The organism is Novosphingobium sp. SG707 (assembly GCF_012275515.1).
Taxonomy (GTDB): domain Bacteria; phylum Pseudomonadota; class Alphaproteobacteria; order Sphingomonadales; family Sphingomonadaceae; genus Novosphingobium.
The window spans coordinates 2,586-17,608 of record NZ_JAAZQL010000023.1; the positions used below are offsets into that span (position 1 = coordinate 2,586).

The following is a 15,023-nucleotide window of genomic DNA, read 5'->3' on the forward strand; positions in this document are numbered from 1 at the left end:
TCCAACAAGGCTGGTATTGGCCGCATTGCCAAACCAGGTACTGGCAAGATTGACGGTATCCGAGATCGTCGTGCCATCCGCAAACTTGAGGTTCTGAATGTAATTCTTGACGCCCTGATACTGATATATGGCCCCTGCAATCGTGATCGAATCGCCCGTGAGGTTACCGCTTCCATCCATCAGCTGGATCGTAAGGTCATTGGTGCTGTCGATCTGGAACAGAAGATTGGCGGCGGTGATGCCCGCTCCGAACCGGATATCACCAATGCCACCGTTGTTGGTGTAAGCAGTCAAAGTTCCGGCACCGAGCGAATACTCTACAAGGTTATAATTACTGGAATTCGACGAACCAACACCCGGCTTGCTTCCATTGCCGAAGATTATACTAGTATTTTTCGCGGTTACCTTGAAGGTATTTGCCCCCCAATCAGACCCAATCAAATTCTGCCCATCTGCATTGGTAAACCAGGTGCTGGTCAGGTTGATCAGGTCCGAAGACACTGCTCCGTCAACAAAGCGAAGTTTCTGGATTGCATCAGACTGGCCCCAGACCCCATAATAGGTCAAAGCCGATGAAATCAGAATCTTATTGCCGGCAAGATAACCCTCACCATCAGCAAACAGGATAGCAAGATCTCCACTTGAATTGTCGACTTGGTAGAGAATATCCCTTGCGCTGATGTTCGATCCAAAATTGATATCGCCAACGCCGCCACCGTTTACAGCAATGTCCAAGACGCCGTCGGCTAGATCATAATTGACCAGATTGTAGTTGCTGGCCGATGAAAGGCCGACCCCAGGCCTACTGCCATTGCCAAATATAATATTTGTCTGATTAGATCCTACGTTAAAGGTGTTGCCCCCCCAATTGGATCCAGTCAACACTTCGCCTTGCGTATTTGAAAACCAAGTGCTGGTCAGATTAATCAGATTTGTAAGACTAGTTCCGTCCGCGAAACGAATGTTTTTGATCGCGTCGGATTGCCCCCAAACACCATAAGAGGTTAGGGCATTATTAATAGTAATGACGTTGACCGGATCAACAGCCATGCCGTCTGAGAAATGGAGCGTGAGATTACCGGTAGGGTTATCGATCTGGTAGATCAGCTTCGCAGCGTCAACTCCCGCTGAGAACAGGATACTGCCGGTTCCTCCATTCGGGTCAATCGTCAGCAGGCCAGCATTGGAACTATAAAGCACCCTGTCTCCGCCTGCTGAGCCAAATTTGATTGAAGTTGTGCCAGACGAAACGTAAAAATCATTTTGCCCGCTATTATACCCGACAAGTACCGGCGAATCCGCCGATCCGTACCAAGTAGACAAAACACTCCCATCAGGGAAAATATTAGTCCCGTCACCCAACAGTATCTTGCTTATAGTAACACCATTTCGACTGAATGCATCAGCGATCGTCACGCTGTCACCGGTCGGATTACCATTCGCGTCGACAAAAAATACTTTAAGGTTCTTTGATTTATTATAAGCTTCGAAGCGAACATTCGAAGTATCGAGAGTGTCGGGCATCACGAGATAGCCGATTGTGCCGGCGAGCAGATAGTTCACCCCGGCCCCTGGCCGAAACGTGTAAACACCGTATCCGAATGGCTGAGCCTGCACCTCGCCATCGGTAGAAAATAGCTGGCCGCCCAAAACGTTTGAAGTGCCGACCAATTGGCTAGATACTACCTCAGATCCAACACTAACATTCACAAATTGACTATTATAGGAAAGATAAGGCGGAGCGAGACTTAAGAACAATGTCGAACCGCTATCCGACGAGGCAGTATCGCCAGATGCCGTAGATATATAATTTGTATCTACCGTATCAATTCCGATGCCTGTGATCACATCCGTCTCAAACTCGTATCGATAGACTTGATACCATAAATACGGTGCAAATAATTTTCCATTCAGTATCTGAAAGACCTCAGGAGGTACAGAATATGTGCCAACAGCATTACTATTAGTCCCAACCGATGCCGATACGGACCCATCTTGAGAGCTGGCAACCGACAGTCCTGTGCTGTAATCATAGATACCCTGCCCAGAATAGCTAACGATAGCCTGGTTATCCATAATTTTACTTATATTTTTAGGAGAGAATTTCGCCAACGCAGCATCTATTGCTAATTGCGCGAGCGGAAACCCCGAAATAGGATTGCGGACATCAGAGACATCCCATTGCAAGCCCTGCAAAATAGGAATCACCTTATCCCAGTACTCATCAGCGGATGATTGGTCCGAAGGTTCCAGGATTTGTGCCATCCGGAATGCATCAATGATATTGCCGTCGAACTGATTATTCGCACTATTATAGCGCAATGCCGCAAGCGAAAAATATGGACTAGTCAACAAATCTTCTGCTGATGCTCCCATGTTGGCCAGAGACTGTACAATTTGACTAGAAAACCTAGTTTCGAAGCTCTGAACCAAATCATAAAAGAGTCTTTCATATTTTGCTCCAGCTTCACCGTCTGGATTTAAGCTATAATAGGGAGCTGTAGCCGGATCTATGCCATAGAATTTATAAATAAATTCCATGTGCCTCGCGTCAATATTAGGTCCACGCGCAGAAGGATCATTCCCAAGCACTCCTGCCCACTCAAGAAGTATTTCAATAAACTTCTCGTTGAATGAAGAATAACTCATTGCACTTGAATTAGAAATTAGAAATTCAACGTTCTGCATAAGTGCAGAATCATTGGACATGCTAATTCTAAGATCCTGAATGAACCCAAATCCATCAAGTTCGGGAAGCAGCGAAGCCTCCCAGGAAATTGTCGACGTCGGCCCTGCACTTTGAATCACATTTTGCAAATTAATTTGCAAATCCGCCTCATAGAGGCCTCTGATATAAGTATTATTACCATCAACTACCGTAAACGTTGATTGGCTTTTCAGAATATTTCCGTTTAAATCTGTATTTACGCCAAAATTTTGCAGACTTATCGATTTTATGCCGAGATCATTTAGCGTAAAGAGCTGAGTTGCACTCGAATGCCCATCGCCACTTGAGTTTACCCATACTCTAAGCTGTGCATAGGACGCGTCATTTTGGTCAATAACGCCATCTCCGTTATCGTCCAATGCTTTAAGATCAGAGAAGCCGCTGCCTGATATTGCCCCAAGTAAATCAGATGCGTTGACCGTAGCCCCATCAGCAGGTGCCATTACCAGAATGCCTTCACCTGCGGTTACCCAGCCGGTCTGGTTCTGAGTGCCGCTATTGGAAAAATCGAAATAGGCAGGAGAATTGATAACGGAAGAAAGTTGAATTCCCGCACCTGATAGGTCCAGAATAAGTGGATCTCTCAAGCTGGGAAGAAAATTTTGTACGTTCTTCGGCATCAATCTTATAAGGCCTGAAATTTCTTGCGATATATTGTCGTGATTTTTAAGGTAGGCGGCAATTGCGTTAATCAAAAGTCCGCCAATTGCAATAGGAACCGCAATTTCAGGATTGGCCAGCATCAGGCCATTTCCCAAAATTCCTAGAATGTCAGCCGCACATAATGCCAGCTGCTCCGCTGTGTGGAGGTTGTCAGGCTCCAAATCATTAATGTCGGCCGCAAGTGCGCCAAGGTTCGCTAACGCGCCCGCTATAGGCGAAAATTCGGCTAATAATCCAGGATCAGCGTGCAATCCCTGCGCGGCATCAACTCCAAGCGCTAAGCTTGCGGTTGCAATGCCCGCCCAATCAGCGGCCGTCACTCCGCCCTGCTGCGCATCGTTCCGAGCATTTACGAGGGATTGCGCAAATCCGTCGAAGTCAGCTGGCACCGCCAAAACGCTGTTGGGCATAACTGCTCCCTATTTTCCGGTTTGTTAAAGTTTCGATAGCTCGTCAAGTATCATCTTCTTTGCTCGCCGCAAGCGAATGGCGAACCTAACAGTCATTAATAAAATTAAAATAGATAAAGAAATTTCTATATACGGAAAGATTCCTCCGGGCGATTTCATCGGGTAATGAAAATTAATCATATTAGATCCGATAAATATTCCAATAAAGCTCGCCGAGACCACGAAGATAAATGTTTTTAATTCATTCCGTTTTAAGAAATTTTTTTCTCTGAATATATAACACTGAACAATTTTAAATCTTTTTTCTCTATCTATAAATCCGCTAGCAATAACTTCATCGCCATCAATGAATGGAGATGATTTATTTTTTTCGGATGGCTGCGGGTTGCTTCGTGAGAACGATGCGCCGCATTGACCAATATAGAAGTAATCAACGACAATCCTCAATTTACCTTCATTTTTTACTTGTGAGGAAAGTCCTGTTACGGCACCCCTTGCGATCATCAGCTTCATCGATCCGTCACCCATGACCAATTGACGTGTTTCATTGCATCGATCACCTGAAAGATGCTCATCCAAATGGCAATACGCAGCAGCGGATTGCTCACTAGATGCGCCAGATTTGCAAGCACCTAATGCGGATACGACAGCAGTTTCATGATCGTCGGAACAATCTAATCGCCGCTGAATTGAGGCTCCGAGTGCAACTCGCCAATCGTCGCGACGATTTCGGGCGCGATGCGGTCCGACCCAATGGCTGGAACTCTGCTGATGGAGATAGTTTCCGACGCCTCGCCCCCCCTCGGCGTATGCACGTTCTCCAACGCGATCGTGACTTGAGGCGATCCGCTCTCAACTCCTGAAGCCTTGCTTTCGCCCCGCCCCTGTTCTCGCCATTATGCCCTCTGACCGTTTAGACAGCCTTCAAAAACCTCCGACAATAATTCACCCAAAAAGCCTGCACAAAGACCTGCTATGCAGGCCATTGCACACATTAGGATAGTTACTTCCCGGATTAGCCCCTAAGCCGAATCCGTAGGGAGGATACGCACTAACTTCAGGATTTCAACCCACAATTTGAATTGGATGGCCAGATGAAAACCCGATGCACTGGAAACGCCCTCATCCATCGAGTTGGAAATTAAATGGCTGTAATGCGATCAGTCAAAAACTGGATTTTGCGCCGCTTTCCGCCAATAATCTACACCACTGTCATCGGCTGGCAAAGCCGCTACGCGATTGCCAATTCCCATTCGCATAGGAATTTCCCTTTTCTGCTGGAGACTTACTCAATATGAGACATGTGCAGGGGCCGCGTGCGATTCGAGCCACCGGGGGGGGGAGCGACTCAATGCTACATAGGTTTTTCGGTCTTTTGGCTGGTGCTGCCATTGCTACTGCCTCAACTTCGGTGAACGCTGCGCCATTTACAGGAATTTACGTTTTGACGGCCAGTTCCGGCAAGATTGGTGGCCATCAGCACTTCGACATCACTTCGCGCCTGCAAGATTTATGCGGCAATCAAGGAAACACCTGTGACATCTGGTGCTCACAAACTACCTTCGGCGGTCGTGAGCTGGGTCGCCATTCGGTCTGCCGGGCAATTTATCGCTGTCCCGATGGCGCAACCCGCTCGACTGAAGCTGGGCGCGAAGAGCCGATCCTGATGCGCTGCCTGGCGAGCGAAGCCGATGATCGGCAAGCCAGCGCTGTTACACGTTGATCCTCATCATGCTCAAGATCTGCCCTGATTCCGCGCGGCGGCACCAAGCGGCGCTTCGTGCTTTCAAAATGCTGATTCCGGCAACGGCGCTCGTTGCGTCACTGTTCGGCACTCCGGCTCGTTCTGGATTATTTTCGCCGCGTCATCCACAGGTCACCAGTGAAGTCACACGAATGGGCGAATGGCGGCTCGATATTGCCCGAGATCCCTTTACGGGCCGCATCGCCTGCCGTCTGCGCTCGGCCGATCATCACGCCTTCTACCGATCCGGCGCGGTTGGTTTCAGGTTCAAACGCAAATCAGATGTGACCGAGGCCGTCTACCGCCTCGACGGCAATGCGCCCCGCCCTTTCCGGAATGACCTGCCCGACCTCATCGACCGGGGCGTTCCGCTCGATCGCGGGCCAATCGGCAACGCTGACGAAGGCATTGTGTGGGTACCCTATGAGCGCCTTGCCGAGGCCAACCGGATCACCATCGAGCCGCGTCGCGACCAGCCACGACGCAGTTTTCATTTCAGGGGGCTGACAGCCTTGCACGACATCGCCATTGAGCGCGGCTGCCATCCGGAAAGCCGCTTCATCGAATGAGGTGGAATGGGCGCGCAACAGTTTTCCGATCCCTGGCCTTGGCAGGCACCGCCGCGAGCGCAGTGATCGCGGCTCTATGCCCGGTGCCCTGTGCTGCCCAGGCAAGAAAGGTTTCTGAAAGTACCCAGAATGCCGGTTCGGTCTCGCACAGCCGAGATCCGTTGACCATCAAATGCGCCGGAAAGCAGCTCCAGGGTTGTCGGGCCGCCTCACGCGTGCCGGCAAATTCGCCTCTGCCCGTTTTCACGCCCAAGCCGGAACCCGAACCTACCGAAACACTCGCGGCAGCCCTCGATGCGGCTTACCATACCGCACCCGCACTTCAGGCCCAGCGCTATGCCTTACGTGCCAGTGACGAGGATTATGCCCAAGCCCTGTCCGAAACGCGCCCCACCACCAGCCTTCAGATCACCGGTGATTTCGTGCGCACGATCGACGGTCGGCTCACCCAATCCCAACGCTTCGCCACCTCCGATCTAGTCACCACCAAGGCCTTGACGGCCACCGCGAGCATCAACCAACCGCTCTATACTGGCGGCAAGGCAGCGGCCGACCGAGAAGCAGCACTCGCCGAGATCGGCGCAGGCCGCGCGCAGCTACGCGGCGTGGAGGGCGACCTTTTGCTGCAAGTCATCACCGCTTACACCGATATTCGCCGCGATGCCGAGGCGCTGCGGCTGCGCTCAGCAAATCTGCGCCAGCTTGCTGCAACGCTCGACGAGGTGAGGGCCAGGCGCGAAGCGGGCGAACTGACACGCACCGACATCGGCCTTGCTGAAACTCAGCTTGAAACAGCGCGCGGCCAGTACAATTCGACCGAGCAGCAGCTCGAGCAGGATCGTACGACTTTTGCGATGCTGGTTGGTCATGATCCGGGCGTGCTCGCGCCGGCACCGAACCTGCCGCATGTGCCGGCGGACATCGAAGCCGCGCTCGATCTCGCGCAGGACCTGAGCCCCGACCTTGCTCAGGCGATCGCCACCGAGAAGGAGACGCGCGCGCGGATCGGTGCTGCTGCGGCTCAGGGACGCCCCACGGTGAACCTCACCGGCAGTGCGACACTGACCGGGCAGACCTATCCCTACTATCTCCACAACCAGGATCAGAGCTACGAAGGCCGCGCGGTGCTCACCATCCCGCTTACCAATGGCGGACGGATCGGAGCACTGGTTGCGCAAGCCGAGGATCGTAATGCCGCCGATCGCCTTGGGATCGAGACGGCACGACGCCAGATGGTAGCCACCATCGTCAACGCTTGGAATGCGCTTTCCATAGCACAGCGGAATATCACCGTCGGGGAGCGGCAGGTGAGCGCGGCACAGACCTATGACGAGGGCACGTTCGAGGAATATCGCGCAGGCCTGCGCTCGACCTTCGACGTGCTTTACGCGCATACCACGCTACGCGATGCCGAAATCGCTTTGGTCGCCGCCCGGCATGATCGCTACGTTGCCGAAGCTACGCTCCTGCGCCGGATCGGCCTGCTGGAAGCCCGGAGCCTGCTGACCGGTAGCGGCCTCTACAATCCCGATACCAATTTCCGCCACGCGGCCGCACGGGCGAATTCGCCATGGGATAGCGCCTTGCGCGGCAAGAGCACGCTCAATCACCTCAAGCCTGCAAAGCATGGCCTGATACAACCGCCAGTTGGCGATGGCATGCCGGCTATGGCCGCGCCGAACAGCACAGGAACCTCCTCGCCCCAAGCCGATCCACGGCTCGCCACTACACCGCCGGCGCGGCCTTTGCCCGGCACCACCGGCACCCCCGCCCCGAACAGGAACCTGACCCACCCATGAGCGAGGCGCAGCCCCATTCCGCTGCCGACGAGAGCGCTGGCCCTGAAGCCGAACGCGAGGTAGGTCATATGAGCGACGAAAGCGGTCTCGTCGCCTTCGCAGCGCTGCTGGCCATGCATCGTATGGCCGTCGACCCAGGCCAGTTGCGTCATGCGCTCGGGCATCATCTCGCGGTCACCGCACAGGATCTCCTGCGCCTCGCCAAGGCACAGCCGGACGTGCGTGCCAAGGCGCTGCGCACGCACTTTGACAAGCTTACCCGCACGCCCCTGCCGGCGCTCGCCAACGGCCCGCAAGGCTGGTTCCTGATCGGCCGGGTGCAGGGCCAGGAAGCGCTGATCCAACTGGTCACGCCCCAGGCGAGCGAGTCAGGGCTACCGATCCGCAAGGTCACTCGCGCCGAGCTCGAGGCGATGTGGGATGGCGAACTGGTGCTCATCACCACCCGTGAAGGGATCGCCGGGCAGACCGGGCGGTTCGACTTCACCTGGTTCATTCCCCAGGTCATCAAATACCGCCGGCTGATTGGCGAGGTGCTGCTCATCACGCTGGCCATCAACCTGTTGGGCCTTGCCGCGCCGCTGTTCTTCCAGAATGTTGTCGACAAGGTGCTGGTGCATGAAACGCTCGACACGCTGACGGTGCTGGCCATAGGCTTTGTCGTCGTTTCGATCTGGGAGACGATATTCGGGTGGCTGCGAACACGGCTCTATTCGGAAACCAGCCAAAAGATCGACGTAGAATTGGGGGCAAAACTGTTCCGCCACCTGATGGGCCTGCCCATCGGCTATTTCGAGAACCGCCGCGTGGGTGACATCGCCATGCGTGTGCGCCAGCTGGAAACGATCCGCGAATTCCTGACCAACGCCAGCCTGACCGTGCTGGTCGATCCAGTCTTCACGCTGGTGTTTCTGGCGGTGATGTGGATCTATTCGGTCAAGCTCTTCCTGCTCTCGATCCTGACGATCCCGGCCTATTTCGCGGTTGCGCTCTTCGTAACGCGTCCTTTGCAGGGCCGCATCGAGGAGAAGTTCGAGCGCGGCGCGGCCAATAACGCGCTGCTGGTCGAGAGCATTTCCGGCATCAACACCGTCAAGGCCAGCGCCGTCGAGCCTCAATGGCAGGAACGCTGGGAACGCCAGCTCGCGGGCTATTCCGAAGCCAGCCAGCGGGTCATCAATCTGGGCAACACCGGCAGCCAGCTCATCCAGCTCATTTCAAAGCTGAACCTCGCCGCCATCCTTTATTTCGGCGCGCAGGCAGTGATCGAACACAAGCTGACCGTGGGCGGCCTGGTCGCCTTCAACATGTTCGCTCAGCGTGTGTCCGGTCCAGTCATCCGCATGGCCCAGCTCTGGCAGGACTTCCAGCAGGTGCGCATCGCGATCGCGCGCCTCGGCGACGTGCTCAATCAGCCCACCGAGCCGGGCGCGGGCAGTCGCACCGCGCTGCCGACGATCAGAGGCGATATCGCTTTCGAGGACGTCCGGTTTCGTTATGGCCTCGAAGGCCCCTGGACACTCGACGGCATCGAGCTTGCGATCCCCGCCGGGTCTTCACTGGGCATCGTGGGCTCATCGGGATCGGGCAAGTCGACGCTGACCAAGCTGCTCCAACGCCTCTATGTACCGCATGGCGGGCGTGTCACCATCGACGGGACCGACATTGCTCAGATCGATCCGGCGTGGCTTCGCCGCCAGATCGGCGTGGTTCTTCAGGAGAACCTGCTTTTCAACCGCTCGATCCGCGAGAATATCGCGCTTTCCAACCCGGCAATGCCGCTCGACACCGTCATCGAAGCCGCGAAACTCGCCGGTGCCCATGATTTTATCGTACGGCTGCCCGCCGGCTACGACACACCCATCGAAGAGCGCGGCACCAACCTTTCGGGCGGCCAGCGCCAGCGCCTCGCCATCGCCCGCGCGCTGGTCACGCGCCCACGCATTCTCATCCTCGACGAGGCGACCTCCGCGCTCGACGCAGAAAGCGAGGAAATCATCCAGCATAACCTTGCCGCGATGAGCCAGGGCCGCACCGTGGTGGTCATTGCCCACCGCCTGTCTGCCGTGCGGCAGTGTAATCATATCATCGCGCTGGAGGCCGGCCGCATTGTAGAGCGCGGCAGTCATGAGCAATTGCTGCACGCCGGTGGGCGTTATGCCGATCTCTATCGCCGCCAGACAGGTCTTAACTCCATGGAAGTTGCGTAATGTCGCTCGCCCACCACTGGCGGGTAATCCGCGCCGCACTCAAGGCCGACAAGGAAAGAGCGCGCGCGCATCAAAGAAGCCATGAAACCACCTTCCTGCCCGCCGCACTCGAAGTGGTCGAACGGCCAGTGTCGCCAACCGGGCGGTACACGGTCTGGGCACTGATAGTCTTTCTGGTGATTACGCTCGTGTGGCTGGTGTTCGGGCGTGTCGATGTGGTGGCTTCCGCACCGGGCAAGATCCTTCCTTCCGGTGCAACCAAGATCGTGCAATCGGCGGGATCGGGGGTGGTCGCCGCGATCCATGTGCGCGATGGCGATCATGTAACGAAGGGCCAGGTGCTGATCGAGCTCGACACCACGCTCGCTACCGCCGAACTCGAACAGGCAAAAAAGGCGCTGCTTGCCGACGAACTCGAAGTCGCGCGCAACCGCGCCTTCGTCGATGCTCTCGATGGCAGGGGCCTTCATTTTGCCGCACCCGAGGGCACACCAGCCGATGTCGCTGTGGCTCAGCGCCAGTTGATCTCAGCCCAGCTTGCCGAGGTCAATTCCACGGTCGTCGGCTATGGCGCCGCGCGAGCCTCCTCGCTGGCGGACGCGCAGGCGGCCGCTGCCACGCGCGCCAAGCTCGATGAGACGCTTCCGATCCTCGATCATGAAGTCGAGGCGATGAACCGCCTCGACGCCAAGGGTTATGCCCCGGGTATGCGCCTGCTCGATCTTCAGCGCCAGCGCCGCTCCGAACAGGGCGATCGCGATGTCGCCGTCGCCCAGCAATTGAAGGGTGCCTCCGACGCAGCCAAGTTCGCTGAGCAGATGCGTGAGGCGCGCGACACCGCGCGCCGCCAGGCAATGACCGAACTCACCAAGGCCCAGGCCGACGCCATCGTCAAACGCGAGGAAGTGACCAAGGCCACCCGTCGCGCCGGCCTCGAGAAGCTGACCGCGCCGACTGACGGTACCGTGCAGCAGTTACAGCTACACACCATCGGCGGGGTCGTCGAACCCGCTCGGACCTTAATGGTGATCGTGCCCGAGCATGACGATATCGAGGTCGAGGCACGCATCCTCAACAAGGACGTCGGGTTCGTACGCGAGGGGCAGGGGGCGGCAATCAAGATCGAGGCGTTTCCGTTCACCCGCTACGGCTCGGTGCCGGGAACGGTCGTCTCGATGAGCCGCGATGCCGTGCCCGATCCCAAGCTTGGCGCAACTTACATTGTGCGGGTCCGTCTCTCTCGCGCCACCATCACGGTTGATGGGAAGCCTGTCCCGCTATCCTCCGGCATGGGCGTCACCGCCGACATCCGCACCGGATCGCGCGCCATCATCTCCTGGCTGATCTCTCCGATCATGACCACAGTGCATCAGGCAGCAAGGGAGCGATAGTGTATAACAGGGCGCGGAAATAGGCTCGTGAATGGTATGTCTGACTCCGAGTTCGACCCAATTGTCGTGAGGCAGGTTTCCTTATTCCTTGCGCGACCTTTTACCAACCTTCCGGATCAGCCACCAGCAACAACCGCCTCACATTCGCTACGTCGCTGCATGTTGGCTGCTTTTGCGTCCTGCCAATACCAGCTTTTCAGGACGGTGTGCTCAACCCACTCAGGCAGCGCTATGCTCCGCAGGACGCATATCATCAGGGCTACCGCCCCGGTTCCCACGATCCAGTAACGCTGGATCCTGAACGCCATGGCAGAGGCCACCACCTACTCGACGAATCGAGACGCGCTCTAACCTGAGCAAGTTTTTGCATGACCGGCTCGCCTTTCAAAGCCGGCCATGCGGATTACCCACAGGCAGGGATAGTATTACGGCTCCATGGTCCCTGCGCTGGCGGCCTGCCAACCCGTCGGGTCATGAATCCATTGGTTGATGGTCGACTCATACCAGCCGGTGCCGCGCGTGCTGATCGGCACCTGCCGGGGGAAGGTGCCGTCTGCGATCTTGCGATAGAGGGTCGAGCGCGACAGCCCGGTTCGGGCCAGAACGGTTTTCAGGCGGATGATGCGTTGGTTGCTAGTCATTGGGCAGATCCCTTTTGCATGACCTGCCCCCAAGAATTTGGGAACAGCATATCGAGATTGCAAAGCAAACCTCGTTGGGGTGTGCCGCTGCCCCGAAGCATAGCACCCATCATGGGCGGCCATGCCCGGTCGAGCCACTGCCACCACAGGCCTGGTAAGGGGGGATTGGCTCCGCGCAAAGGTCGCATCAACGCAATAGGCAGCGATCTGTCAGGACTGAAATTCATTCTGAACATGGCAAAAGCCTCCTTATGGGGAAACCTTCGCCGGGGTCATGAAGCGCTGTTGAAGATACAGGTGCATGGCCTTCATTTCAAGCTCAGCATCCCGGCGCACGGCGCGATCCCGGGCACCACAGCACCTCGGGGGGGACCGATCTTTCCGGGGTAGCATTCCCTCTCTCAACCAAAGGCCTGTCATGCCGGGTGGTACATGTATTACCGGAAAAAAACAGTTCTCTTTCCGCTGGTTGGCACCATGCTCCCTGAGGCTTGTGTGCACTGTACAACGCGGCACCGAAAATCCGTCTCACGCGCATTACAGCCTCAAGAGGCTGATTTTGATGCTGAAATTGGCAGCAGCACCCGTGCGTAGGGTCCATTACACTTACGCCCGCTTTGGGCGTGCGTCCGATCTTCCGCATGGGCCAGGCCCATGCGCCCGCAAATGACTTTCAGGGGTGGGCAAACCACTGGCTTTGTGGGATGATTCGCTGATGTCAGGGGCGGCACCTTTGGGGGCTTTGGCAGAGCGAAGCCGATGACAAAGGCCCTTTGGGTAAATCCCCGCGTGTCCTGGGGAACGGGCAGCCATGCAGGAATGCGGCCCCCTTTTCGCCATCGGCCAATTCAGTTGCGCGGGCCCTGCAAAATGTTGTTAGGATGAGGTGATGAAGACCGATCTCGATCATCTGCCGGCCCATAAGCAGCGCGAACTCGAGCGCGTGGTGCAACTGCTGTTCGAGGAATTTGACGGCGCTCATGTGGAGGCAACCGGCAGGCGTAAAACGGGGAAGATCGTCAAGATCATTCTCTACGGCAGCCACGCGCGCGGCGGCTGGGTGGATGAACCTCATACCGCCAAGGGCTATCGTTCGGACTTCGATTTGCTGATTATCGTCAGCCAGAAGGAACTGGCTGACCGGGCCGCCTACTGGACCAGGGCGGATGAACGCCTGATCGAGGAGATGATCGCGGGGCGGTTGCGGACGCCGGTCAATTTCATCGTGCATTCGCTTCAGCAGGTGAATGACGGGCTCGCCCATGGGCGGTTCTTCTTCATGGACATCGCAAACGAAGGTATCGCGATCTACGAGGCCGATGACCGGGAGTTGGCAAGGCCGGTTCCAAGGACACCGCAGGCCAATCTCGATATGGCACGGGAGTATTTTGAGGACTGGTTTCCAAGCTCAGCTGAGTTCTTTGACAACTACAAATTCAATCTCACGCAAGGGCGCACGAACAACGCCGCCTTTCAATTGCATCAAGCCACTGAAAGATTGTACAATTGCCTGATGCTCGTTTGTACGGCGTACGCACCACATAACCACAATATCATCTTCCTGCGCACCCAGGCCGAGCGGCTGGACCTCCGGCTTGTGGCAGCATGGCCCCGCGAATTGCGCAAAGACCGCGCCCTGTTCGAGAAGCTGAAAGACGCCTACGTTAAAGCGCGATACTCCAAACATTACCGGATCACCGCCGAGGAACTGGCATGGCTGGGGGAACGAGTCGAGGAACTCGGGCGCATCGTCCACACGATCTGCACCGAACGCCTGGCCGCGCTGGAAGCTGCTGTGAAGGGGTGATGGCCTGTTGGCCATCACCCCTTCAATCTGCCCCGCTTTCGCCCCCTACGCCCACGCCACGGGGCGACACACAGCCTCTCAACACCCTTTCCGCGCCTATCCTGCTTCCATGCCGGTCGCCTTGCTGTCAGGGCTCGTCCAGCCCCTCGGTTAGCTTGCTTAGTGCCCCCGCCAAAGCGGTGTGCACCTCCGCGACACTCACCCCCAAACGGAAGGCAATGGCATCATAACGGAGGCCATCACTGGCTGACAGAAGATAGACGGCTCTCTCCACCATCGGCAAAGTGTCGAGCAGTTTGATCAGGCGCTGGCGCTGCCGTTCTGCCGGTTCCTGAGGCTGGTCCCGGCGCTGTTGATCGCGCCCCATGGCCTATGTCCTGCCGCTGCGGCTGGACACACCACCGTTCCGCTTCAGAGACATTTCCGCCCAGGTGAGCGAACCCAGTCGCCGCGCGGTCTGCGTCCATAGGGACAGCGGGTGATGGCTGGAGAAATGTTGGTCACGCTCGATCCGCAGGCCTAGGGGCAGACGCACCGAAGCGATCTCGTTCAGCGAGAAATAGCCCAGTTCCGGACAACCGAAGCCCACATCAGCAAGGCCAAACAGGGTATCGCCGTCCTCGTCCAGTTCGCTCGCCAGCCATGTCGCCGCGCCGCAGGGGTTGAACAGTTTGAGCACAGGCACCGGATCGGGCGCGGGCAGATTGTCGCGCTGCGCCACCCTATGAAGGGCACCATTGACCAGCAGGGCCACCCGGATCTTTTCGGGAAGGAAGGTCATGCCGCAGCCCTCCCTTCGGTCATAGAGCCCTGCTCCGGTTCAGCGGGCTCCGACTGAAGTGCATCCCTGCTGTCCTCGCTGTTCTTGCTCACCCTGTATTCGGCATGTTTTGCCAGCAGCCAGTCAGCGGCCTTGCTGGCCTGACTCGCGGCGCGGAAGATAGCCCGGTTATCCTCCCGCAGCACTTCCAGTAATCGCGAGGTGTCGATAATGTGAAGGAACGTGACCAGATTGTCTGATTTCTGCGGTTTTCTTGCCACGTTCCTTCACATTATTTCAG

The 15,023-nt window shown here is 56.5% G+C and carries 10 protein-coding genes and 2 pseudogenes; 6 read left to right on the forward strand and 6 right to left on the reverse strand.

The features are described 5' to 3' along the window. Together FHW92_RS25145 and FHW92_RS25150 are read right to left on the reverse strand one after the other, a co-directional pair. A pseudogene (locus FHW92_RS25145) lies at positions 1 to 3,801 on the reverse strand (hypothetical protein); the annotation flags it as partial. A gap of 24 nt (positions 3,802 to 3,825) precedes the next feature. After that, positions 3,826 to 4,314 carry a hypothetical protein gene (locus FHW92_RS25150; RefSeq protein ID WP_168606030.1) on the reverse strand — a complete coding sequence of 163 codons (489 nt, stop codon included), beginning with the start codon at positions 4,312 to 4,314 and terminating at the stop codon, positions 3,826 to 3,828. Positions 4,315 to 5,152: 838 nt separating this feature from the next. On the opposite strand from FHW92_RS25150, the gene FHW92_RS25155 reads away from it, so the two are divergent. From FHW92_RS25155 to FHW92_RS25175, 5 genes are read left to right on the forward strand one after another with little or no spacing between them, the layout of a single operon-like run. After that, complete coding sequence (locus FHW92_RS25155) at positions 5,153 to 5,524, forward strand: hypothetical protein (protein WP_168606031.1); 372 nt, start codon at positions 5,153 to 5,155, stop codon at positions 5,522 to 5,524. 8 nt (positions 5,525 to 5,532) lie between these two features. After that, positions 5,533 to 6,114 carry a hypothetical protein gene (locus tag FHW92_RS25160; RefSeq protein WP_168606032.1) on the forward strand — a complete coding sequence of 194 codons (582 nt, stop codon included), beginning with the start codon at positions 5,533 to 5,535 and terminating at the stop codon, positions 6,112 to 6,114. Positions 6,115 to 6,152: 38 nt separating this feature from the next. Then, positions 6,153 to 7,913: a TolC family protein gene (locus FHW92_RS25165; protein ID WP_168606033.1), complete on the forward strand. Its 1,761-nt coding sequence runs from the start codon at positions 6,153 to 6,155 to the stop codon at positions 7,911 to 7,913. After that, complete coding sequence (locus FHW92_RS25170; protein WP_349237756.1) at positions 7,910 to 10,123, forward strand: type I secretion system permease/ATPase; 2,214 nt, start codon at positions 7,910 to 7,912, stop codon at positions 10,121 to 10,123. Before FHW92_RS25165 ends, FHW92_RS25170 begins: the two co-directional genes overlap by 4 nt. Continuing rightward, positions 10,123 to 11,514, forward strand: a complete 1,392-nt coding sequence (locus tag FHW92_RS25175) for an HlyD family type I secretion periplasmic adaptor subunit (protein ID WP_168606034.1) — start codon at positions 10,123 to 10,125, stop codon at positions 11,512 to 11,514. The genes FHW92_RS25170 and FHW92_RS25175 overlap by 1 nt, the downstream gene beginning before the upstream one ends. A 425-nt stretch (positions 11,515 to 11,939) precedes the next feature. On the opposite strand, the gene FHW92_RS25180 is transcribed toward FHW92_RS25175, so the two are convergent. After that, positions 11,940 to 12,155 carry an AlpA family transcriptional regulator gene (locus FHW92_RS25180; RefSeq protein WP_168606035.1) on the reverse strand — a complete coding sequence of 72 codons (216 nt, stop codon included), beginning with the start codon at positions 12,153 to 12,155 and terminating at the stop codon, positions 11,940 to 11,942. Positions 12,156 to 13,044: 889 nt separating this feature from the next. Here FHW92_RS25180 and FHW92_RS25185 point away from each other — a divergent pair. Beyond that, positions 13,045 to 13,962, forward strand: a complete 918-nt coding sequence (locus FHW92_RS25185; protein WP_168606036.1) for a HEPN domain-containing protein — start codon at positions 13,045 to 13,047, stop codon at positions 13,960 to 13,962. Between the two features lie 127 nt (positions 13,963 to 14,089). Here FHW92_RS25185 and FHW92_RS25190 read toward each other — a convergent pair whose 3' ends face one another. The 3 genes and pseudogenes from FHW92_RS25190 to FHW92_RS25975 form a co-directional block, all read right to left on the reverse strand. Further along, a complete protein-coding gene (locus FHW92_RS25190; protein WP_168606037.1) occupies positions 14,090 to 14,329 on the reverse strand; it encodes a sigma-70 region 4 domain-containing protein in 240 nt (79 codons plus the stop codon). Between the two features lie 3 nt (positions 14,330 to 14,332). Beyond that, positions 14,333 to 14,743 carry a DUF2958 domain-containing protein gene (locus tag FHW92_RS25195; protein WP_168606038.1) on the reverse strand — a complete coding sequence of 137 codons (411 nt, stop codon included), beginning with the start codon at positions 14,741 to 14,743 and terminating at the stop codon, positions 14,333 to 14,335. After that, a pseudogene (locus FHW92_RS25975) lies at positions 14,740 to 14,934 on the reverse strand (hypothetical protein); the annotation flags it as partial. The gene FHW92_RS25195 and the pseudogene FHW92_RS25975, both read right to left, overlap by 4 nt. Positions 14,935 to 15,023 lie beyond the last annotated feature (89 nt).